This window comes from Amycolatopsis sp. NPDC058278 (genome assembly GCF_042881395.1).
GTDB lineage: Bacteria > Actinomycetota > Actinomycetes > Mycobacteriales > Pseudonocardiaceae > Amycolatopsis.
The window spans coordinates 1-21,938 of record NZ_JBHVXZ010000147.1; the positions used below are offsets into that span (position 1 = coordinate 1).

Sequence of the window (21,938 nt, forward strand, 5' to 3'; positions counted from 1 at the left end):
ATGCGCTGGACCAGCGTGTTGAGTTCCTCGGTGGTCAGGTCGGTCGGCGGCCAGACGTACATCATGATGCGGTTCGTGTCGAACCGCTTGTTCTGCGGCCGCTGCGCCTGGATGTTGCGGATCGCGTCGAGGCAGGCGGTGACCGCGTCCTCGAGCGCCGGCAGCGCGACCAGCCGTCCGTCGGCCTCCCGCAGCGGCGTCAGGTCGCGGACCTGGCCCATCGCGATCAGCCGCTCGTCGGCCGGGTTGGTCTTCGCCGTGGCCTTGAACAGGTAGATCTCCTCGTCCGCCGAGGGCAGCCGGGTGAGGTCGAACTCGCGCAGCCGCTGCAGCTGCAGGCGCTGGGCGATCTGCGGGTGCAGGCCGCGGATCAGCCTGTCCTCGGTGAAGCCGTCGCCATCGCGTTCGAAGGTGAAGTGGTGGTGCATCACCGCGCCGCCGGTGCCGGCGACGGTGACCACGACCCGGCGCACGCCGGCCGGCAGCGGGTTCTCGGTGAGCAGCGCGCCGAGCCGTTCCGCGGTCGCGTCGGCCTCCGGCTGGTCTTCCCAGCGCAGGTACAGGTCGGCGACGACGCCTTCGGTGGCCACCTCGCCGAGCGTGCGGAGGGCGTCGGGCAGGGCGGCGATGTCGACGGCGGTGGTGACCAGCGGCAGCGCGCCTTCGGGGGCGTTCAGCTCGGCGGTCAGCCAGCGGTGCCCGCCGGCTTCGCGCACGGCGACGCCGGAGAGCCGGCGGTTGCCGTAGTACCGGCGGGTCAGCACCTCCAGCAGCGGCGCGTGGTCGCGGCCCGGTCGCCCGATCCGCTGCCCGATCAGCCGGACCAGCGGCTGCGAGCCGGTGATCATGGCCTGGATCCGCTCGGCGCGGTCCGGCGCGTCCGGGTGCTGGTCGAGGTAGCTCAGCTCGGTGCGGACGGCGGCGTAGACGCGGGCGCGGTTGCGGCGCAGCAGCGGCTGGGCGAACCAGCGGAAGACCACGCCGCGGGCGAGGTCGGACACCGCGGGGAAGCGCACCTGGGTGGCCTCGACCAGGTGCTCCAGGGTGAGCCCGGCGCGTTCGCTGAGCGTCTCGGCCGGCGGCGCCCCGGTCAGCCACTGCCGCAGCAGCTCCGAGACGACCGCGACGTCGGCCGCCGTCCGCTGCTGGGCCAGGAAGATCCGGAAGACCGCGGCCTCCAGCTCCGGCGTGCGCTCCAAGTCGGGGACGCCGTAGTGCGCGAGGACGCGCTTCAGCTTCGCCTGGAAGCCCTCGGTGACGCCGGCGCGTTCGACGTCGAGGCTCTGCAGGTAACTGTGGAAGAACTCGCGCGAGCTGTGCACCGGGCTGCCCGGTTCGGTGTCGAGCTCGCCGCCCGGGGTGTTGCGGCTGAGCTCGGACAGGTCGGCGAAGACGGTGAGCAGCTCCAGCTCGCCCTCGACCGGCCGGTTGCCCAGCTCGGCACGGGCCTCCAGGTAGGTCGCGACGAGCCGCTTGCGCTCGGCCGGGTCGACGTCGAAGCCGAGCAGCAGGCTGCGCAGGTCGTTCAGGCCGCGTGCGACGCGCTCGGCCGCGGACACGCCGTCCGGCACCGAGGGCAGCTCGATCTCGACGGTCTCGGTCTCGTCGGCCGCTGCGTCCTCGGCGCCGTCGGCCAGCGGTTCCAGCCGCATCAGCGGGGCGCCGGTCTCGACCTGGCTGCCGACGGACACCGGGCATTCGCGGACCCGGGCGCGGAACGGCGCGCGCAGCACCGTCTCCATCTTCATGCTCTCCAGCACGAGGATCGGCGCGTTCGCCTCGACCTCGTCACCGACGGACAGCGGCGTGGCGACGACCAGCGCGGGTGCGGGGGAGCGGACGACGCCGCCTTCGTCGCGGCTGATGCGGTGGGTGACGCCGTCGACCTCGACGAGGTGGATCGGGCCGTGGGTGGCCGAAACCAGCCGGAAGCGCCGCCCGTTGACCAGGATCCGGCCGCTGTGGGCGTCGAACCGGTCGATCTCGATGTCGGCGTGGTGCACGTCGGACGAGCCGGCCGAGATGCCGACGCGGAAGCGGCTCCGCCCGGCCCTGGCGACGGACACGCGGTAGCCGACGCCGCGGAGCTTGAGGTCGAGCGGACGGCCGCTCTCGTGCTGCACCTGCGGGCGACCGCCGTGCGCGGTGGACAGCAGCCGCTGGACGGAGACCTCTTCTTCGTCCTGGTAGGCCTCGATGGCGGCCGCGGCGAGCGCGATCGCGGAGTGCCGGTGGGTGACCAGGCGGCCCTCCGCGCGGACGCGGTCGATCCAGCCGGTGTCGGCGCTGGCGTCGATCACCTCGGGCTGGTCGAGCAGGTCCAGTACGAAGCTCTTGTTGGTCGCGCCGCCCTCGATGATCACGGTGGTCTCGGCCATCGCGCGGCGCAGCCGGCCGAGGGCCTCGTCGCGGTCGCGGCCGTAGGCGATGATCTTGGCGATCATCGAGTCGAAGTCGGCCGGGATGGTGTCGCCCTCGCTGACGCCGGTGTCGACGCGGATACCGGGTCCGGCCGGCAGGGCCAGCCGCGCGATGCGGCCGGGGGAGGGGGCGAAGTCGCGGTCCGGGTCTTCGGCGTTGAGGCGCGCCTCGATGGCGTGCCCGCTCTCGGCCGGCTGATCGCCCTCGAGCTTGCCGCCGCCGGCGACGTGCAGCTGCAGCTTGACCAGGTCGGTGCCGGTGGTGATCTCGGTGATCGGGTGCTCGACCTGCAGGCGGGTGTTGACCTCGAGGAAGGCGAACAGCTTCTCGCCCGGGTGGTAGAGGAACTCGACGGTGCACGCGCCCCGGTAGCCCACGGCCACCGCGAGCCGTTCCGCCGACGTCTTCAGCTCGGCCGTCTGCGCCGGGGCGAGGACCGGCGACGCGGACTCCTCGATGATCTTCTGGTTGCGCCGCTGCACCGAGCAGTCGCGGACGCCGAGCGCCCACGCCGTCGCGCCGTCGGAGATGACCTGCACCTCCACGTGCCGGGCACCGGTGACCAGGCGCTCCAGGAACACGACACCGGAGCCGAAGGCACGCAGGGCTTCGGAGCTGGTGCGCTCGTAGGCGTCGGCGAGGTCCTCGCCGGAGGCCACCATGCGGATGCCGCGCCCGCCGCCGCCCGCGGTGGCCTTGAGCATCAGCGGGTAGCCGATCCGCTCGCCGGCCGCCAGGGCGTCTTCGAGGGTGGCGACCTCACCGCGGCTCCACGGCGCGACCGGCACGCCGACCTCTTCGGCGATCAGCTTCGCGCCGATCTTGTCGCCGAGCTTGCGCATCGCGTCCGCGCTCGGCCCGACGAAGGTGACGCCGACCTTTTCGCACAGCTCCGCGAACGCCGGGTCCTCGGCCACGAAGCCCCAGCCGACCCAGGCGGCGTCGGCCTTCGTCTCGACCAGCGCCTTCTCCAGCTTGGCCAGGTCGAGGTAGGGCCGGGCCGAGGCCGGGCCCAGGTCGTAGGCCAGGTCGGCCTCGCGGACGAACGTGGCGGTGCGATCGGCGTCGGTGTAGAGGGCGACCGTCTCGATCCGCGTCCCGGTTTCCGCCGACAGATCCCGGACGGCGTGGATGAGCCGCATCGCGGCCTCTCCGCGGTTGACGATGGCGACACGACTGAACACCGGCTGAGCCTCCCAAGTACGCACGCGCAGAAGGCGACGTACCTGTCCTGGAACGTCGCCTGCACTTGTCTACACCCTGGTGGATGACCGGGGGTCAGACCAATGTCCGCCATGGCGCATGCCGAGGCGGCTGGGTTGTGGGAACCCCACAAAAAGCGACCCGGACCACACCGCCGGGACCCGCATTCACGCGAGGTTCGCGACAAAGCACCCCACGGGCGCGCGAACGGCGGGTGGCGCGGAAGCGATCAGGAGGCGAGGAGGACGTCGGACTCCAGGACCTGGCCCAGCTCGCGGCGCTCGGCCTCCGACAAGGGGACGGCGGCGACGTCGCACCGGCCGTCCGGCCCCGGCGCGGTGGTGACCACCAGCACGGGCCGCCCGTCGATCTCACGCAGTGTGACGCGGCCACCGCACGCCAGGTCGACGGTGACGCCGGGGCGGTCGCGATGCCTGCCCAGCCAGCGGCTGACGAAATCGAAGGTCATCGCGGTCTCCCCTCGGTACGGCGCGCTCCCCCTGGAGCACAGGTGTTGCTGACGGGTGCCCCGGATACCGCGGATCTACACCCGATCGTGCGAAACGGCGGGCCGGCACCCCCGACGTGTGCCGGCCCGCCCGGTCCGGTGCCGGTCAGCGCAGGGGCGCCTCCAGGACGTACCGCTTCGCGAGTCCCGCACCGCAGTCGACCTCGACGGTCCGCCGGACGACCGGGGTGCCGTCGTCGCCGCGCAACGCGTAGCCCACCGCCGTCGAGTCCGGGATCGTGCGGACCTCGGCGGGCACGCGGCCGCCGGCGGCGAGCCGGCGCAGCAGCCGCTGCAGCGGCGCGTCGAGCGCCTCGTCCACAGTGGACGGCTCGCGGGTGGCCGCGCCGGCCGACGGCGGCGCGGCGGGCGCGCCTTCGCGCAGCCGCTCGACCTCGCGGGTGGCGTCGACGATCGTCGTCACCGTGCCGCCGCCGTCGATGCCGACCCGCACCTCGCCGAGGCCCGGTGTGACGACCGGGTGGCCGTCGACCAGCTGCGTGAACACCACGTGGGTCTCGCGCACCCGCGGGTCGGCGACGTCGTCGGCGGTGCCGCCGGCGTGGTACTGGTGGCGCACCTTGTCGGCGACCAGGTCGACGCGGTCGGCCAGGCCGAACGTCTCGACGGCGTCCTGGGCGATCCGGACGGCCTCGTCCGCGCTCGGCGCGTCCCGGCCGCTGCCGTCGGCGTCGGCGAAGGTGATCTCGCGGACGCCGCGGTGGTCGACGCTCAGCCGTGGGCCGCCCTGGCCGTCGCCCAGCACGATGCCGTGCGGGCCCAGCGCGTCGTCCGGTACCCCGCCACCGAGCCGGACGCCGTAGTGGCCGGCCAGTTCGGCCAGCCGGGACGGGGAAAGCCGCGCCGGAGCGAACCGGGCGGTCTGCGCCGATCCGGGCAGCTCCAGCCGCGGTGCCCGGATGCTCTTGGCGGCGTCGTACCAGGTCCACCACCACCAGTTCTTCGACGCGGCGGCGGTCGAGAAGGACCCCTCGTTCCACAGCCGGTCCTGCGCTTCGGCCTGCGTGGCCCCGCACGCGACGGCCGACGGCGCCTGGTGGTGGTCGATGTCCCACGACGCGTCCAGCCACGCCTTGCTGAACTTGTGGCCGTTGCCGTTCCACTTGTCGAAGAAGGAGGCGCCGTAGTGCGGGCTGTCGACGCTGGTCGTCTCGAAGCCGAAGATCATCCGCAGGCCGAGGTTGGCGGCGTCCCACGTGCGGATCGGGCTGTTGCCGTCGCCGATGCGCAGCGAGAGGCAGGTGGAGAAGAACAGGTAGCGCGCGACCTCGTTGCCCAGCCGCATGTCGGCCGAGCTCGCCCAGGCCGACCCGCCCCAGGTGCCGCCCATCGGCATCCAGAAGACGCCGCCCGAGTCCATCGTGCCGTGCCCGGAGTGGTACTCGGCGACGCAGGCGTCGAAGCCGTAGGTGCCCTGCCAGTCGTCGTACTGTTCGCCGTAGATCCACGACAGCACGCCGCTGTCGGTGTACCAGTAGTTCGGTGCGGCGAACTGCTTGACGTAATTGTAGAAACCACCAGCGTCCTCGTGGGTGTAGGAAAGGTCGTTCATCCCGGGCGGGAAGTCCTCGATCGAGCAGACGCCGTACCGGTTCGCACCCCGATCGGCGGCAACGCCGGTTCCGGGACCGAACGGATCGGCCGAGGTCAGCGCCCGTGCGCCGGCGGCCGCGCCCGGTGGCGCGGTGACCACGCCGTTCTTGAACAGTGCCATGATTCCTCCCCGTGGGTGGCAGAATGCAGGAATCGAACGGTAGCCGTCGACACGGTGAAAACGATCGGATACATCTTTTTGCCACACCTTCAGCGCAACTATTTCAGGGCTGCACCGATTCCGTGGGCCATTTTTGCGCGGGGCCCGGAACCGGTCGGCGCGCACCGGCCACAGTGGACAGCTCGACGGGAGGCGCGCGCGCCCGGCCGGCCGGGTCAGGATGGCGGGATGAAACTGGGACAGCTGGCCGCGACGGCACGGGACCTCTTCTCCGCGAAGCTCGTCTACGGCGCGCCGGTCGAGTACGACGGTGCCACCGTGATCCCGGCCGCGACCGTGTTCGGCGGTGGCGGCGGAGGCGGCGGCGACACGGACGGCCTTCCCGTGCGGGAGGGCGCCGGCTTCGGCGTGTTCGCCCGGCCGGTCGGCGCGTTCGTCGTGCGGGGCGGTTCGGTCACCTGGGTTCCCGCCGTCGATGTCACCCGGCTCGGGCTGGCCGCCGCCGTCACCGTCGTCGCCCTCGCGAAGATCCTGGGGAAGCGCACCGGAGGCTGACCGGCGTCCGCGAAAGTTCACCGCCGGTTCGTGTCCGCGTTCGCCCGGCCCGCCTAGCCTCGGGTGCGGAGGTGCGCATGGATTCCGGGGACTTCAGCCGGCGGACGCTGCTGCGGGCCGGTGGGGTGGCGGCGGCCGCCGGGATGCTGCCCGGCGTGGCGTTCGCCGATCAGCCGGGCGGCTCGGGCAGCCGGACCCGGACCGTCACCGGCACGCTGAAACCGGACGTGCCGGACTGGTACTACCTGCCCGTCGACGTCCCGCGCGGGGTGCGGCAGATCGACGTCGGGTACTCCTACGACCGGCCGCCCGTTCCGCCCGGCACCCGCGGGAACGCCTGCGACATCGGCATCTTCGGCCCCGAAGGCCACGACCTCGGCAACGCGCGCGGCTTCCGCGGCTGGTCCGGCGGCTTCCGCGACCGGTTCTCGCTCAGCGCGTCCGAAGCCACCCCCGGCTACCTCGCCGGCCCGATCGAACCCGGCCGGTGGCACGTCGTCCTCGGCCCGTACACCGTCGCGCCGCAGGGGCTCGGCTACCGGGTCGACATCACGCTCACCTTCGGCCCGGACGGCACCCCGTTCCGGCCGAACCCGGCCCCGGAGACCGCGCCCGCCCGCGAGCGCGGCCGCGCCTGGTACCGCGGTGACAGCCACCTGCACACCGTCCACTCCGACGGCCGCCGCACGCCGGCGCAGCTCGTCGCCGACGCCCGGGCCGCCGGCCTCGACTTCATCGTCTCCACCGACCACAACACCTCCAGCTCGCAGCTGGTCTGGGGCGACCACGCCACCGACGACCTGCTGATCCTCAACGGCGAAGAGGTGACGACCCGGTCCGGGCACTGGCCCGCGATCGGCCTGCCCGCCGGCACCTGGATCGACTGGCGCTACCGCGCGGCCGACCCGCGGGACTTCCGGCGCTTCACCGACCAGGTGCACCGCGCCGGCGGCCTGGTCACCGCGGCGCACCCGTTCGCCGGCTGCTTCGGCTGCACCTACGAATTCGCCTACGAGCTCGCCGACCTCGTCGAGGTGTGGAACGGCCCGTGGACGCAGGACGACGAGGCGAGCGTCATCCACTGGGACGGCCTGCTGCGCGGCGGCCGCTTCATCCCGGCGATCGGCGACTCCGACGCGCACAACCCGGACCAGCGCGTCGCCCTGCCGCACACCGTCGTGCTCGCCGACCGGTTGCGCCGAAGGGAGCTCCTGGCCGGGCTCGCGGCCGGACGTTCGTGGCTGGCGGAATCGGCGTCGGTGCAGCTGGACTTCACCGTCTCGGGCGGCGGCGCGAGCGCGGGCATCGGTGAGCGGCTCGCCGCGGGGACCGGGACACCCGTGACCGTGAAGGCCGTGGTCGCCGGCGTGCCGGGGACGACGGTGACGTTCCTCGACCAGCTCGGTCCGGAACACAGCGAGCCCATCGGCGACTCCGGTGCGGCCACGGTCACCTGGACGACCTACCCCCGCTACAGCCGCTGGGTGCGGGTCGAGGTCCGTCGCCCGTCCGGTGGCCCGAACACCACGGTGCCGAACGCCATGGTGGCGATGTCCAACCCGATCTTCCTCGGCACCGGCCACTGAACCCCGCCCGGCGCACCGCGTCCTCCTCTTGGGCAGACTGGTGCGAACGGGTGATGGGGAGGCAGTGTGCGCGGATGTGGCCTGAAGCTGGCCATGGTCCTGGGGGCGGTCATCGTGCTGGCCGCCGGGATCGTCGTGGTGGTGGCGTTCACCCGCGGCTCGATCCGGACGCCGGGGTGCACGGTGGCGCGGCCGGGGGACAAGGCGTCCACCTACACGTTCACCCCGGAGCAGATGAACAACGCGGCGACGATCTCGGCGGTCGGCACCAAGCTGGGGCTGCCCGCCCACGCGGCGACGGTCGCGCTGGCGACGGCGTTGCAGGAGTCCAAGCTGCGCAACCTCGAGGGCGGTGACCGCGACTCGGTCGGGCTGTTCCAGCAGCGGCCGAGCCAGGGCTGGGGCACCATCGCCCAGCTGCGCGACCCGGTCTACGCGGCGACGGAGTTCTACGAGAAGCTCGTGAAGCTGCCGAACTGGGAGACGCTGCCGATCACCGAGGCGGCGCAGGCAGTCCAGCGGTCGGGCGTCCCGGACGCGTACGCGCAGTGGGAGCCGCAGTCCCGCACCATGGCGGCGGCGTTCAACGGCCAGTTCCCGGCCGCGCTGACCTGCCGCGACCTGACCCTGGCGGCGCCGGCGGACCTCGCCGGGACGGCGACGGAGGAACTGGGCACGGCCGGCCTCGGCGGACCCCACCCGGCGGCCCAGGGCTGGACGTACGCGACCTGGCTGGTCGGCCGCGCGGAGGCGCTGGGCGTGGACAAGGTGAGCTTCGCGGGTCAGACGTGGACGGCGGAATCGGGCGCGTGGGCCCCGGACCCGGCGGCGGGCCAGGACCTCTCGCTGCACCAGACCGCGGCGGCCCAGGTCAGCGAGTAGCACCCGGCTCGAGCGCCCCAAGGCCACCTGGGGGCGCCCGGGGTCAGCGAGCAGCCGGGCGGGTCGCGGCCGCCCAGCGGACCGCCGGGCCCATCGCCCAGCCCGCCGCCGCGAACACCGCCCCCAGCAGCAGCCAGCCCGCGAAGCCCCCGCCGATCACCACCGTGCTCAGCAGGACCGGACCGACCGCACGGGCCGCCGACACGCCCGTGCCGAAGAAGCCCTGGTACTCGCCCTGCTTGTCCGCCGGGGCCAGCGCGAAGCCGATCTCCCACGAGCCCGCCGACTGGAGCATCTCGCCGAGCACCTGCACCAGCGCCCCGGCGACCAGCACCGCGAACACCACCTCCGGTGCCGTCCCCAGCGCCGACAGCGCGAACGCCACGCAGGAGGCCAGGAGCACCACGCCCGACCGGCGCACCATCCGCGCCGCCGAGCCGAGGGTCGTCAGGCGACCCGCTACGCGGACCTGCAGGACCACCACCACGACCGTGTTGAGCACGAACAACGCCGACACCGTCCAGCCCGGCGCCGCGGTGCGCTCGACGATCCACAGCGGGATCGCGACGCTCAGCAGCGGCATGCGCAGCAGCAGGATCGCGTTGAGCAGCGTCACCAGCGCGTAAGGCCGGTCGCGCAGCACAGCGGACTTCGGTGCCCCCGTGCGCGGCGACGCCGTCCGCGGGACCGCCGGGAGAGCGTGCAGCAGCGCCGCCGTCACGACGAAGGCCGCCGCGTCGAGGACGAAGACCGTCAGGTACGCCGAAGCCGTGTCGGCCGAGAGGGCGAGTCCGCCCAGCCCGGCGCCGACGGCGAGCCCCGCGTTGCCCGCGGACTGCAGGTGGGCCCGGATGCGCGTCCGCCGCTGCGGGTCGGCGAGCGCGGCCAGCAGTGCCTGGCGGACCGCGGCCAGCCCGGTCTGGCAGCTGCCGTAGAGGCACGCGGCCAGCACGAACATCACCGGCGAGCGCACGACGAGGAACGCCAGGATCGACGTGCCCGTCGCCAGCGCCAGCAGCACCGCCGAACCGCGGGCCCCGTGGCGATCGGCGAGGCGCCCGAGCGGCACACCCGCGACCGAGCCCACCGCCCAGCCGAGCGAGAGCCCGAGCCCGACCTGCGCCGGCGTCAGCCCGGCGATCCGCGTGAAGAACAGCACCGAGCAGGTCAGGAACGCGCCGTCGCCGAGCGAGCCGGCCAACTGGGCGGCGGCGAGCAGACGGCCGGCCCGCCGGGTCTTCGGCCGTTCGAGAAGCACTGTCATGGGAAGCACGTTAGAGCGCGGTTTGGCCCGATCCCAGATCCAATTACGCTCAACCGGATTGGGCCAATGTAGGCTCCCGGGATGGACTTCCACGTCAGCCTGGCCGGCCGTGGCGACCTCAGCGTCCGCATCTACCGCCAGCTGCGCGACGCCGTCCTGGACGGGAGGCTGCGGGCGGGGGAGCGGCTGCCGCCGACCCGGGAGCTCGCGCGGCGCCTGGCCGTCTCGCGCAACACCGTCGCCGTCGCCTACGACCGCCTCACCGCCGACGGCTTCCTCACCGGCCGCGTCGGCGCCGGGACGTACGTCAGCGGGGAACTCCCGGCGCCGAAACCGCGCGCCGCGCCGTCGCGGAACGGGCCGCGGCCGAGGGCGGTGTGGCGGTCACTGCCGGCCCCGGCCGCCGTGGCCCCCGCCCCGGTGTTCGACTTCCGCGTGGGCATCCCCGACGCCACGCTGTTCCCCCTGGACACCTGGCGGCGGCTGCTCGCGCGGGAACTGCGTGACAGTGCCGGGTTCGCGCACTACGCCGAGCCCGGCGGCCACCCCGGGCTGCGCGCGGCGATCGCCCGGCACGTCGGCGTCTCGCGTTCGGTCCGCGCGGCCGCCGACGACGTGCTCGTCACCCAAGGCGCGCAGCAGGCCCTGGACCTGCTCTGCCGGGTGCTGCTCGAACCCGGCGACCGCGTCGCGATCGAGGAACCCGGCTACCGGATGGCGAAGCTGCTCTTCGCCTCGCACGGCGCCGAAGTCGTCGGAGTGCCGGTGGACGGCGAAGGTCTCGACGTCGCCGCGCTGCCGCCGCGCACGAAACTGGTGTACGTCACGCCGTCGCACCAGTTCCCGCTCGGCACCCCGATGTCCCTCGCCCGCCGCACGGCGCTGCTGGCGTGGGCGGCCCGCGCCGGCGCGGTCGTCGTCGAGGACGACTACGACAGCGAATTCCGGTTCTCCGACCGGCCCCTGGAACCGTTGCAGAGCCTGGACCGCGACGGCCGGGTGGCTTACGTCGGCTCGTTCTCGAAGACCCTGCTTCCCATGCTGCGCCTGGGTTTCCTGATCGCCCCGGCATCGCTGCGCGACGCGCTGCACCACGCCCGGCAGCTGTCGGGCTGGCACGGCGACCTGCCCGCACAGGCCGCGCTGGCCGGGTTCATCGACGAAGGCCTGTTCGCCCGCCACCTCCGCCGCGCGACGAAGGTCTACGCGGACCGCCACGAGCGCATCACGACGACTCTGGAACGGGTTTTCGCGGGACGTCTCAGCGCGGTGCCGTCGGCGGCGGGCCTGCACCTGTGTGCCCTGGGCGAGGACGGCACCGACCTGGAGCCGATCGCGGCCCGCGCGGCCGCGGCCGGGGCGGCGATCCAGACGCTTTCCGATCTGTGCGGTGGTTTCCCGCGCCAAGGCGTGGTCCTCGGCTACGGCTCGATCCCCTTGGCGAGCATCGACGCCGGGCTCGCGGTGCTGGACGCGGCCTGGGGTTCGGCGTAGTGGTCCGTGCGCCGCCGCGCGGCGATCAGCAGGCCGCCGGCGCACGTCATCGCCGCCGTGGCCAGGATCATCAGCCAGCCCCGCCGGAAGTCCGCCAGGTCCGGCGTCCCGGCGAAGACCGCGACCAGCACCGCCGTGCCCAGGACCGTGCCGATCTGCCGGGCCGTGTTGACCATCGACGAGCCCGCGCCCCAGCGGGCCGCCGGCAGGACCGTGCCGACCACCCCCGACAGGCTCGGCAGGATCAGCCCGACGCCGAGGCCCGTCAGCAGCTGGCCCGGCAGCATCGACCCCGCGTAGCCGGGTTCGGATCCCATGCGCAGCAACCAGACCAGTACCCCGGCCCCGAACGCGACGCCGCCGAGGGCGACCACCGGGCCCGGCCCGAAGCGGTGCACGAACCGGCCGCCGAGGATCGACACCGGGACCACCACCAGCGGGCCCGGCGCCAGGGACAGCCCGGCCACCAGGATCGAGTCGTGCCAGATCGACGTCAGGAACAGCACGTTGCCGAACAGCATCGCCGCGAACCCGGCGGCGAACACCCCGGTGGTCAGGCAGGCCAGCCACAACGTCGGGACGCGCAGGGCCGGCAGGTCCAGCACCGGCACCGGGTGCCGCGCCGAGCGCAGCGGGACCCAGGCCAGCGCGACGGCGGCCACCGCGAACGCCAGCAGCACCGGCCGCGCGCCCCAGCCGCGGTCGGACGCCTCGACCAGCGCGTACGCCGAAGCGCCGACGCCCACCAGCAGCCCGGCGGCGCCGAGGAGGTCCGGGACGCCGGTCGAGGTGTCCCGGGACTCGCGCAGCACCCGTGGCCCGGCCAGCAGTGTCGCCGCGCAGATCGGCAGGTTCACCAGGAACACCCAGCGCCAGGACGCCTCGACGAGCAGGCCGCCGACCGGGGGGCCGAGGGCCGCAGCCGCCGCGCCCACCGACGCCCAGACCCCGACCGCCATCGGCCGCCGGTGCGGCGGGAACGCCGTCAGCAGCAGCGCCAGTGACGTCGGCATGACCAGCGCGGCGCCGATCGCCTGGACCGCGCGGAAGGCGATCAGCACTTCGATCGTCGGCGCGGTCGCGCAGGCCGCCGAGGCGAGGGTGAACACCGCGACGCCGGCGAGGAACAGCCGCCGGCGGCCGTAGCGGTCGGCCAGCCGCCCGGCCGGGGCGAGGCAGGCGGCGAACAGCACCGTGTAGCCGTTGAGCACCCACGACATGGTCGCCAGGTCGTCGCCGGGGAACGCCGCCCGGATGCCGGGGAAGGCGATCGTGACGATGAAGGTGTCCAGGCTGGCCAGGAACGCGGCCGTCGAGACGACCAGCAGCACGAGGCCGGGCTTCGGCGCGGTGTCGGTCATGGTCCTCCTAGGTTCGAAAAAGCAACCTAGCTGGACAAGGTGAGTCCTAACAAGAGACCGACTCGTCCGAAGCGACTCAGGTCACGCGGCCGCGCGCTCCTCGGCGCGGGCCTTCAGCGCCGCGAGGGTGTGCTCGATCGACCGGACGTTGTACCCCGGCCGGTCGGCGCGGCCGGTGACGCGCGGCCCCATGAACTTCCGCACCACCCAGCTGCCGATCCGGTACCAGTTCTCGGTGACCACGCAGCCGCCCGCGGCCGGCGCCAGCACGTACTCCCACCGCGAAACCCGCGAGCCGAACGGCGTGCGCACGTCGAAGGCGAACCGGCGGTCCGGCTCGAACACGACCACCCGCACCCGCGTCCACCACTGCAGCTCGCCGTTGCGGTTGCGGCCGCGGAACCGCGCGCCGAGAGCCGGGCCGGTGCCGTCCAGCCAGCGGCCGCCGACGTTCTCCGGGCTCAGCTCGCCCATCCGCGGCAGGTCGGTGACCCACGACCACACCGTGCCCGGGTCGGCGGAGACGGTCACACTGCGCGAAATCGTCGCTTCCACGCCCCGACGGTGACAGCGGCCGCCGCCGCCGGGCAAGGCGCCGGGACGGAGTCCGCAACCGGGAAGAGCCCGGTCCGGGAAACCCCGCCCGCCGGATCGGGTTGTGAACCGCTCGTTGTGGGTACTTCGCGCGCGGAGGAGCCCCACGACACGGAGGGTGCGGTGGTCAGCGTGATTCCGATCGAAGTGGTGGGAATGGCCGTTCCCGTGCCCGGCGAGGCGCCCCTGATGCTGCTGCGCGAGCCGGAGGGCGCGCGCCGCTGGCTGGCGATCATGATCGGGTACGGCGAAGCCGAGGCCCTCGTTCGCGCGCGTGAACAGATCGCGCAGCCGCGTCCGGGGACGATCGAGCTGCTCGGTGACGTGCTCGCCGCGTTCGGCCAGGGCCTCGCCGCGGTCGAGCTGACCGAGGTGCGGGACGGCATCTTCTACGCCGACCTCGTGCTCGCCTCCGGCACCCGCGTCTCGGCCCGCCCGAGCGACGCGGTCGCGCTCGGCCTGCGCCAGGGCGCGCCCATCCGGGTCGCCGAAGAGGTGCTGGACGTCGCGTCCGTGCAGCTCGAGGTCGAGCAGGAGACCGAAGGGCCGGCCGCCGACGTGCTGGACGCCGAAGCCGAGGTGGCCCGGTTCCGCGCCGAGCTCGACGGCCTGCGGCCGGAGGACTTCGACGACCTGTAGAAAGATTTCTCCCGGGCGATGAATCCGGGCGGCGGCACCGGTACACCCACCGAAGCCGTCCGGACGGGAGAACGATGCAGGACTTCGCGACGCGCACCGAACCGCACCGGCGTGAGCTGCTGGCGCACTGCTACCGCCTGCTCGGCTCGGTCCACGAGGCCGAGGACCTGGTGCAGGAGACGCTGGTCCGCGCGTGGAAGGCGTGGGCGGGCTACGACCCCGCCCGCGCCTCGGTGCGCACCTGGCTCTACCGGATCGCCACCAACGCCTGCCTCACCGCGCTCGAAGGACGGGCCCGGCGGCCGCTGCCGTCCGGGCTCGGCGGCCCGAGCGACGACCCGGGCGCGCCGCTGACGCCGTCGTTCGAAATCCCCTGGCTGCAGCCCTTCCCGGACGCCCGCCTCGACGACCCGGGCCTGCGCCTGGCCCGTCGCGGCACGCTCCGGCTGGCGCTGCTGGCGGCGCTGCAGACCCTCCCGCCGAAGCAGCGCGCGGTGCTGATCCTGCGGGACGTCCTGGAGTTCAGCGCGGCGGAAGTGGCCGGGTTCCTCGACACGACCCCCGCCGCGGTCAACAGCGCCCTGCAGCGCGCCCGCGCGGGACTGGGCGGCCTGTCGGCCGACGAGGTGCCCGAACCGGACGACACCGCGGTCGAAGCGGTCGTGGACCGCTACCTGCGCGCGTTCGAACGCGCCGACGTCGCCGGGCTCGTCGCGCTGCTCACCGACGACGTCGTGATGGAGATGCCGCCGGTGCCGCTGTGGTTCCGGGGCCGCGGCGACTACGGCCGGTTCCTCGAGCGGCTGTTCGGGATGCGCGGCCCGCAGTGGCGGATGACCCGCACCGCCGCCAACGGACGGCCCGCGCTCGTGGCCTACTGCCGTGACGACGCCGGGGTGTTCCGGCTGCACACCCTGCAGGTGCTCACCGTGCGGGAAGGGCGGGTCGCGCACAACGTCGTGTTCGCCGATCCGGCGGTCCTCGCGCTGTTCGACCTGCCGGCGACTCAGCCGGCGGCGCGCGCTTCCGACGGACGGCCGTAGGCGCCGCCGTCGTTGCTGCGCTGCAGGAGGCCTTCGTCGACGAGGTAGCGGCGCAGCGTCGCGTGGTCGTCGTGGACCATCGAGAGCTTCTCGCGGACGTCCTGCTCGCTGTAGAGCCGGCCGGGCTCGAAGCGCTCGACGAGGTACGCCAGCAGCAGCTGCCGCCGCTTGCCCGAATGCGGGATGGAGACGAGCCGTCCGTGGCGGAAGAGCGCGTCGAGCGGATCGACCGGGGCCTTGGCGAGCGCGTCGCGGAACACCGGCGGTACGGCCCGGTAGCGGCCCTCGGCCACGGTGACGAGTCCCGCGTCGACGAGCCGCTTCGCGAGCTTGGCCGAAGCGGAGGACGCCTCGAGCCCGTCGGGAGCGGTGCAGATGCGGGCGAAGAGCTGGAGCCGGTCGGGGTCCGCGAGAGCGGAGACCAGCGCTTCCGGGGAGGCCATGGTCAGCGACCGTACCCGCGCTCGGCCCGGGGGTGAACCGCGTTTCGGCGGGCCGGTAGGTTGCGGAGCGTGCCTCGTCCGACCGCGCCGGCGACCGTGCCCGAGGCCGTGCTGCGCACGTCGATCGTGGCGTGCCTGTTCGCCCGCGCCGATGACGAACGTCCCCTGTTCACCCACCAGGACCACGTTCGCGGCGTGGAGCACACGCTGACGTGGGCGGAGTTCGCCGCCCGGGTCCGGGTGGTGGCGGGCGAGCTGCGCCGGGTCGCCGGGCCGGGGGAGCGCGTCGCCGTCCTCGCGGGTCAGGAGCTCGCCTACCCGCTGGCGTTCTTCGGCGCGCTGGCCGCCGGCCTGGTCGCCGTCCCGCTGATGGCGCCGTCGAGCCCCGCGCAGGCCGGGCGGCTCGCCGGGGTCCTCGCCGACAGCGGCGCGCGGGTGTGGCTGACGTCGTCGGCCGCAGCGCCGGGACTGCCCGCGCACGAGAGCGTCGTGGTGGTCGACGAGCTCACCGGGCCCGGCGCGGATCCGGTGCCGGTGCCGCCGGACAGCCCGGCCTACCTGCAGTACACGTCCGGCTCCACGCGCGAGCCGGCCGGCGCGGTGATCCCGCACCGCGCGATCGTCGCCGCGTGCTGGCAGGGCAGCCTCGCGTACGGCGTCGACGAGGGCACCACCTGCGCCGGCTGGATCCCGTTCTTCCACGACATGGGCCTGATCCAGCTGCTCTGCCTGCCCGTCTTCGCCGGCGGGCGGTCGGTGTTCATGGCGCCGGCCGAGTTCGTGCACCGGCCGGCGCGCTGGCTGCGGCAGCTCGCCGGGTACCCCGCGGTGTTCACCGCCGCGCCGAACTTCGCCTACGACCTCGCCGCCGACGCCGACACCGGCGAGGACCTCGACCTGTCGGACGTCCGGGTCGCGCTGAACGGCAGCGAACCGGTCCGGCCGCGCACGATCGAGCGCTTCCACGAGGTGTTCGGGCCACGCGGGTTCCGGCGGGAAGCGCACCGGCCGTCGTACGGGCTCGCCGAAGCCACCGTGTACGTCGCGAGCGCGGGCGAAGAAGGGCCGCGTGGCGCGGTGCTCGACCGCGAAGCCCTCGCTCAGGGCCGGGCCGTCGAAACCGACGGCGGGCAGGAACTCGTGTCCGTCGGGCGTCCCGTCGGGCAGCTGGTCCGGATCGTCCGGGACGGCCGGGAACAGCCCGACGGCCTGGTCGGCGAGATCTGGGTGCACGGCCCGAACGTCGCGGACGGCTACTGGGGCCGCGGCGACGCCACGGCGTTCGGTGCCGAGCTCGACGGCCTCGCCGGCTGGCTGCGCACCGGCGACCTCGGTGTCGTGCACCGCGGCGACCTGTACGTCACCGGCCGGCTCAAGGACCTCATCGTCATCGACGGCCGCAATTTCCACCCGCAGGACATCGAAGCGGCGGCCGGGGAGGCCCACCCCGCGGTCCGCCGCGACCGCGTCGCCGCGTTCGGCGTCTCCGACGAGGCCGGCGAGGGCGCGGTGGTGGTGGCGGAGCGGGCGCGCGGCGCCGACGCCGACGACCGGGAGGTGACCCGGGCGGTGCTGCGCGCGGTGTCCCGCGAACACGGTCTCACGTTGCGCGCGGTACGTCTGGTCCCTTCCGGTGGACTTCCGCGCACATCGAGCGGCAAGGTCGCCCGGTCGGCCGCGAAGGCACGTTATGGTGGCGACCGTGGGTGATCACCGCGCCGAGGTCACGAAGGTCGTCTGCGACACCTTCCGGCTGGACCCGGCTCTCGTCGAGCCCGACGCGCCCCTGGAGGAGCTGGGCATCGACTCGAAGGGGCGGATCAAGCTGCTGGCGGCGCTGGAGATCTATTACGGGGTGACGATCGACCTGGACCGGCTCGACCGGTTCACCGACGTGGGGTCCGTGGCCGGCGTGCTCGCGGAAGCACTGGGAACTCGAGGATCTTCAGGAGAGGCGCTGAAATGAGCGGCGGGGGGTACACCGCGACGACCGAGGCGTTGTCGGCGGCGTCCAAGACCATCGGCGACCTGGCGGAAAACCTGCTGGACGACAACCCGGACCTGCAGACACCGCAGGTGACGGCGGAGAAGTTCGGCCGGGCGCACGGCGCCCACGCGGCCAAGTACACCGCCGGCGCGCAGGCGCTGTGGGCCGCGGTTTCCGGCTACAGCAGCACGCTCGGCTCGTTCGGCACGAACCTCGGGACCGCCGGCTCGAGCTACGGCGCCAACGAAGACAGCCAGGCGGGCGCGATCACGAACGCCGGGGGCTCGCTCTGATGGCCGAGAAGAAGAAGTGGTCCGACGTCAAGGCGTTGCTCGACGACCCGAGCGTGCCGCCTGGGCAGAAGAGCGCGCTCATCAGCAGCTGGCTGCGGGAAAACCCGCCCCCGCCGCCGTTCCTGGCCGACCAGGAGCCGGACGAGATCAAGCAGAAGCGGGCCGAAGCCGGCAAGTACGCGCAGGCGTACAACGCGAACCCGCTGTTCGCCGGCCAGTCGGTCGACGAGGCCTTCGACAAGGCCAAGGCGAGCGGCGACCAGAACAGCTACAACGAGGACCAGGAAAAGAAAGCCGTCGACGACGGCAAGAAGAAGCTCGACGACACGAAGCCGCCCGCCGCCGACGACGCGGCCGGCGCCACCGGGACGAAGACGTCCGACGAGATCTTCGACGCCGCGGCGCCCGCGCTGAAGCTGTTCGAGACGTTCGGTTCGCTGCTGGCGAAGATCCCGGCCGACTGCCGCGGCAACACCCGCGCGCTCGACCTCGACAAGGACATCCGCACACCGTTCGACGAGCAGCGCGGGATCAGCTTCGCCGACTTCGTCGCGGACGCCGGGCACTTCAAGCGCGGCTCGGAGACGGTGGACCGGACGGAGCAGGACACCGGCTCGCAGCTGGGCACTCTGTTCGGCAGCTGGAGCGGCGCGGGTGCCGATGCCGCGTCGGACACCTACAGCGACAAGATCCAGCCGAAGGCGGCGAAGCTGTCCCAGACGCTCGGCAACGCGAGCGAGGCGACGCTGAGCACCGCCACGACGGTGTTCCAGCTGTGCAAGGGCAAGGCCGACGCGGTCATCGGGATGTACACCGACCTGGTCGGCAAGGCCGACTACACGATGGCGCAGAAGGTCGTCGCCGTCGCCAACGGCGAGCACGGCAACGAAAAGGACCTCGCCCAGATCGCGGGCTGGATGGACCTGAACTTCGGGACGAACTTGGTCAAGACGCTCAACGACCAGGGCTGCTGCGACGGCGACGAGATCAAGAAGCACGGCCAGGACCTGGCCAAGCAGTGGGTGCAGAACCAGTTCAACCCCGACATGTGGGACCGGCTGTACCAGGGGTTCGTCAAGACCTGCAAGGACACGAAGGACCTGGTCGACCAGGCGTATGACGCGCTCGACAAGGTGATGGGCGGGATCCGCAACGAGTTCGAGGGGGTGTCGCTGCCGGGAGGGAGCGGCGGTTCCGGCGCGCCGGGTGGCGCAGGCTCCGGTTCGGGCTCCGGTTCGGGTTCGGGTTCGGGTGGCGCCGGTGCGGCCGGCGGCTCCGGCGGCGGTCCCGGTGGTTCGGGTTCGGGCTCGGGTGGTTCCGGTTCGGGCGGCTCGGGTTCCGGGGCCGGTGGCTCGGGGTCCGGTGGTGGCGGTGCGGTGCCGCCGATTCCCGAAACGGGATCAGGGTCCGGTGCACCGGGCGGGGGCTCGGGTGCCGGTGGCGGCTCGGGGACCGACCTGCCGAGCGGCGCGGGCTCCGGGGCCGGTGGCTCGGGGTCCAGTGGCCCGGCGTCGGGTGGCTCGGGGTCCGGTGGTGGCGGTGCGGTGCCGCCGATCCCGGACGGGTCCTCGGCGTCCGGTGGCGGGTCCGTCGGCGGGGGTTCAGGCTCGCCGAGCGGCCAGGACGACGGCGCGGCCGCGGCGGAAGCGGCCAAACAGCAGGAGGCGGAAGCAGCCAAGCAGCAGGCCGCGCAGGCCGCCGAGGCGGCCAAGCAGAAGGCCGCGGACGCGCTGAAGGAGTTCAGCGGCCCGGGCATCCAGACGGATTCCGGCGCCGGAGCGGGCCTCGGCTCGGGTGGTGGTTCAGGCTCCGGCGGTGGTTCGGGCCCGGGATCCGACGGCACGACGCCGTCGTCGATGACGCCGCCGTCCGACAGCGGCCAGGACGCCGCCGCCGCGGCTGCCGAAGCGGCGAAGAAGAAGGCCGCGGACGCCCTGAAGGAGTTCAGTGGCCCGGGGATCGACACGGATTCCGGGGGCGGCGCGGGTGGTGGTTCGGGCTCGGGTGGCAGTGACACGGGTTCGGGCGAGGATGGCAAGGCCGCGGCCGAGCAGGCCGCCGAGGATGCGAAGAAGAAGGCTGCGGATGCGCTGAAGGAGTTCAGCGGACCCGGCATCGAGACGGATTCCGGCGGCGACACGGGCTCGGGTGAAGACGGCAAGGACGCGGCCGAGCAGGCCGCGGAGGACGCGAAGAAGAAGGCCGCGGACGCGCTGAAGGAGTTCGGCGGCCCGGGCATCGAGACCGATCCCGGCGGCAAGCCCGACGGCCTGCTCGGCGACGACGAGCCGGAGGTCCTGAAGGTCAAGCAGGGCGACAAGACCTTCGAAATGACCGAGCCGGACCACGACGGCAAGATGGACATCAAGGTCGGCGACGGCCCCGGCGAGCCGAAGGACTTCAAGCTCGACTGGTCCGATGAGGGCAAGCCCGCCGACGGTCCACAAGGGACGGACGCGGACACCTACCGCCCCGGCCCGGACGGCAAGATCCACATCCGCGACGGCAGCCTCGAGATCACCGCCGAGCGCCCCGACGGGCCGGACGGCCCGACGACGGTGACCGTCGACGACGGCAAGGGCACCCCGACGACCTACACCCTCGGCGAGGAAGACAAGGCGGAAAGCGCCCTCGGCGACACTCCCGAGAAGCGTCTCGACGACCTGCCCACCCACCGAGGCACCCTCGAGGACCTCGCGCCGACCGACACCGGCGCTCCCGGCGGCGACGGCTCCCACCACGGCGGCCCGGACCACGGCAATGGGGACGACTCGCACGGCACCGGAGCCGGCTCGCACCACGACACCGCGGCCGGTTCGCACGACACCGCGGCCGGTTCGTACGGTGGCGGGGACGACTCGCACGGCACCGGAGCCGGCTCGCACCACACCGCGGCCGGTCCGCACGGGGGCGGGGACGGTTCGCCCGGCGACACCGGCGGCTCGCACCACGGCACCGGAGACGGTTCGCCCGGCGGTGCGCACGCCGGCGGCGGTGGCGGCGCACACCCCGGCGCCGCGGCGGCCGGGATCGGCGGAGGCTCACACGCCGGCTTCTCGAGCGCGGGCTTCGACCCGGCCGGCGGGCTCGGTGACAGCCCCGTCTCCGGCGGTGCGCACTCCGGCGCCGCCCCCGCCCAGCCGCAGCCCGCGGCCGCCTTCGCGTCGGCGTCCGGTGGGCCCGGGTCGCCCGGCTCTTCCGGCTCGTCGATGTCCGGGATGCCCGGCATGGGGGCCATGGGCGGCGGCCAGGGCGGTGGCGGCGACACCGAGCGCCGCTCGCCCGCCTACCGCATCGAAGGCGCCGTCTTCGACAACCTCGGTGAGCCCGGGCGGCGGATCATCGGTTCCCTGGACGACGAAGACCCGTCGTCCGCCCGGACCTGGTAGGAGGACGCATGAGCGACATCGCCGGGATGAAGGCCGAGCTCGACGGCCTCGTCCGCGAACAGGCCGATCGCCGGGCCCTGCGCGAACAGCAGGGCGAAGAGATCAAGGCCCGGTCCCACGAGTACATGACCAAGCAGGTCCAGGCGGCGGAGCGGTACGTCCAGCACGTCCGCGAGATGGCCCAGCGCAAGACCAAGTCCGGCTGGAGCACCGACCGGTCGCACGCCGAACCGGCCTCCGCCTTCGACGCGGAGGCCTACCCGGGCCCCGGCGGGTTCGAACCGGCGCCGCGGCCCGTGCGGGACGAGCCGCGGGCCGCCCGCCGGCCCCGCGCCGCCGTCGAAGAGGACGAGGACTTCAACAACCCCTGGTGAACCACAGGTCGACGGCGATCTCGCGCAGCCGCACGGTGAACGTCTCCGCCGGGGCCAGCCGCCGCCGCAGGTCCGCCTCGAACGCGGCCCGCCGTTCGCCGAACAGGTGCGGTGCCGAACTCGACAGCGAAAACACCCCGGCGACGACCTCGTCGGCCGTCCGGGTC

18 protein-coding genes and 1 pseudogene are annotated in these 21,938 nt (G+C 73.5%); 11 read left to right on the forward strand and 8 right to left on the reverse strand.

The genetic code is table 11. The annotated features are described in order from the left end of the window. The 3 genes from ACFVYA_RS43395 to ACFVYA_RS43405 form a co-directional block, all read right to left on the reverse strand. On the reverse strand, window positions 1–3,605 hold a 3,605-nt coding region (locus ACFVYA_RS43395), incomplete at its 3' end, for a biotin carboxylase N-terminal domain-containing protein (RefSeq protein ID WP_387053604.1). 248 nt (window positions 3,606–3,853) lie between these two features. Beyond that, window positions 3,854–4,093, reverse strand: a complete 240-nt coding sequence (locus ACFVYA_RS43400; RefSeq protein WP_285991245.1) for a hypothetical protein — start codon at window positions 4,091–4,093, stop codon at window positions 3,854–3,856. A 145-nt stretch (window positions 4,094–4,238) separates the two neighbouring features. Beyond that, window positions 4,239–5,867: a DUF6345 domain-containing protein gene (locus ACFVYA_RS43405; RefSeq protein WP_387053607.1), complete on the reverse strand. Its 1,629-nt coding sequence runs from the start codon at window positions 5,865–5,867 to the stop codon at window positions 4,239–4,241. Window positions 5,868–6,095: 228 nt separating this feature from the next. On the opposite strand from ACFVYA_RS43405, the gene ACFVYA_RS43410 reads away from it, so the two are divergent. The 3 genes from ACFVYA_RS43410 to ACFVYA_RS43420 all read left to right on the forward strand — a co-directional run bounded on the left by ACFVYA_RS43410 (window position 6,096) and on the right by ACFVYA_RS43420 (window position 8,890). Further along, a complete protein-coding gene (locus ACFVYA_RS43410; RefSeq protein WP_285991247.1) occupies window positions 6,096–6,422 on the forward strand; it encodes a hypothetical protein in 327 nt (108 codons plus the stop codon). A gap of 77 nt (window positions 6,423–6,499) precedes the next feature. Then, window positions 6,500–8,008 carry a CehA/McbA family metallohydrolase gene (locus ACFVYA_RS43415; RefSeq protein WP_387053609.1) on the forward strand — a complete coding sequence of 503 codons (1,509 nt, stop codon included), beginning with the start codon at window positions 6,500–6,502 and terminating at the stop codon, window positions 8,006–8,008. Between the two features lie 93 nt (window positions 8,009–8,101). Further along, complete coding sequence (locus ACFVYA_RS43420; RefSeq protein ID WP_387053629.1) at window positions 8,102–8,890, forward strand: hypothetical protein; 789 nt, start codon at window positions 8,102–8,104, stop codon at window positions 8,888–8,890. A gap of 43 nt (window positions 8,891–8,933) precedes the next feature. Here the strand turns inward: ACFVYA_RS43420 and ACFVYA_RS43425 are convergent, their stop codons facing one another. Next, complete coding sequence (locus ACFVYA_RS43425) at window positions 8,934–10,154, reverse strand: MFS transporter (RefSeq protein WP_387053610.1); 1,221 nt, start codon at window positions 10,152–10,154, stop codon at window positions 8,934–8,936. Between the two features lie 81 nt (window positions 10,155–10,235). On the opposite strand from ACFVYA_RS43425, the gene ACFVYA_RS43430 reads away from it, so the two are divergent. Further along, window positions 10,236–11,648: a PLP-dependent aminotransferase family protein gene (locus ACFVYA_RS43430; RefSeq protein ID WP_387053612.1), complete on the forward strand. Its 1,413-nt coding sequence runs from the start codon at window positions 10,236–10,238 to the stop codon at window positions 11,646–11,648. Here ACFVYA_RS43430 and ACFVYA_RS43435 read toward each other — a convergent pair. Together ACFVYA_RS43435 and ACFVYA_RS43440 are read right to left on the reverse strand one after the other, a co-directional pair. Then, on the reverse strand, window positions 11,576–13,009 hold the full coding sequence (locus ACFVYA_RS43435) for an MFS transporter (protein ID WP_387053614.1): 1,434 nt from the start codon (window positions 13,007–13,009) through the stop codon (window positions 11,576–11,578). The genes ACFVYA_RS43430 and ACFVYA_RS43435 overlap by 73 nt on opposite strands. An 81-nt stretch (window positions 13,010–13,090) precedes the next feature. Beyond that, complete coding sequence (locus ACFVYA_RS43440) at window positions 13,091–13,564, reverse strand: SRPBCC family protein (protein ID WP_387053616.1); 474 nt, start codon at window positions 13,562–13,564, stop codon at window positions 13,091–13,093. Window positions 13,565–13,726: 162 nt separating this feature from the next. Here ACFVYA_RS43440 and ACFVYA_RS43445 point away from each other — a divergent pair, with 162 nt between their 5' ends. Both ACFVYA_RS43445 and ACFVYA_RS43450 read left to right on the forward strand, forming a co-directional pair. After that, window positions 13,727–14,242 carry a bifunctional nuclease family protein gene (locus tag ACFVYA_RS43445; protein WP_387053618.1) on the forward strand — a complete coding sequence of 172 codons (516 nt, stop codon included), beginning with the start codon at window positions 13,727–13,729 and terminating at the stop codon, window positions 14,240–14,242. 74 nt (window positions 14,243–14,316) lie between these two features. Next, complete coding sequence (locus ACFVYA_RS43450; protein WP_387053620.1) at window positions 14,317–15,285, forward strand: sigma-70 family RNA polymerase sigma factor; 969 nt, start codon at window positions 14,317–14,319, stop codon at window positions 15,283–15,285. On the opposite strand, the gene ACFVYA_RS43455 is transcribed toward ACFVYA_RS43450, so the two are convergent. Beyond that, window positions 15,249–15,728: a DUF2087 domain-containing protein gene (locus tag ACFVYA_RS43455; RefSeq protein ID WP_387053622.1), complete on the reverse strand. Its 480-nt coding sequence runs from the start codon at window positions 15,726–15,728 to the stop codon at window positions 15,249–15,251. The genes ACFVYA_RS43450 and ACFVYA_RS43455 overlap by 37 nt on opposite strands. Before the next feature lie 69 nt (window positions 15,729–15,797). Here ACFVYA_RS43455 and ACFVYA_RS43460 point away from each other — a divergent pair, with 69 nt between their 5' ends. From ACFVYA_RS43460 to ACFVYA_RS43480, 5 genes are read left to right on the forward strand one after another with little or no spacing between them, the layout of a single operon-like run. Further along, window positions 15,798–17,438, forward strand: a complete 1,641-nt coding sequence (locus tag ACFVYA_RS43460) for a fatty acyl-AMP ligase (protein WP_387053624.1) — start codon at window positions 15,798–15,800, stop codon at window positions 17,436–17,438. After that, a complete protein-coding gene (locus ACFVYA_RS43465; RefSeq protein ID WP_230468895.1) occupies window positions 17,431–17,694 on the forward strand; it encodes an acyl carrier protein in 264 nt (87 codons plus the stop codon). The genes ACFVYA_RS43460 and ACFVYA_RS43465 overlap by 8 nt, the downstream gene beginning before the upstream one ends. After that, a complete protein-coding gene (locus tag ACFVYA_RS43470) occupies window positions 17,691–18,008 on the forward strand; it encodes a hypothetical protein (protein ID WP_285991256.1) in 318 nt (105 codons plus the stop codon). Before ACFVYA_RS43465 ends, ACFVYA_RS43470 begins: the two co-directional genes overlap by 4 nt. Continuing rightward, window positions 18,008–21,397 carry a WXG100 family type VII secretion target gene (locus tag ACFVYA_RS43475; RefSeq protein ID WP_387053627.1) on the forward strand — a complete coding sequence of 1,130 codons (3,390 nt, stop codon included), beginning with the start codon at window positions 18,008–18,010 and terminating at the stop codon, window positions 21,395–21,397. The genes ACFVYA_RS43470 and ACFVYA_RS43475 overlap by 1 nt, the downstream gene beginning before the upstream one ends. An 8-nt stretch (window positions 21,398–21,405) precedes the next feature. After that, window positions 21,406–21,771: a hypothetical protein gene (locus tag ACFVYA_RS43480; protein WP_285991258.1), complete on the forward strand. Its 366-nt coding sequence runs from the start codon at window positions 21,406–21,408 to the stop codon at window positions 21,769–21,771. On the opposite strand, the pseudogene ACFVYA_RS43485 reads toward ACFVYA_RS43480, so the two are convergent. Beyond that, window positions 21,755–21,938 (reverse strand): annotated as a pseudogene (locus ACFVYA_RS43485) (SAM-dependent methyltransferase); the annotation flags it as partial. The gene ACFVYA_RS43480 and the pseudogene ACFVYA_RS43485 overlap by 17 nt on opposite strands.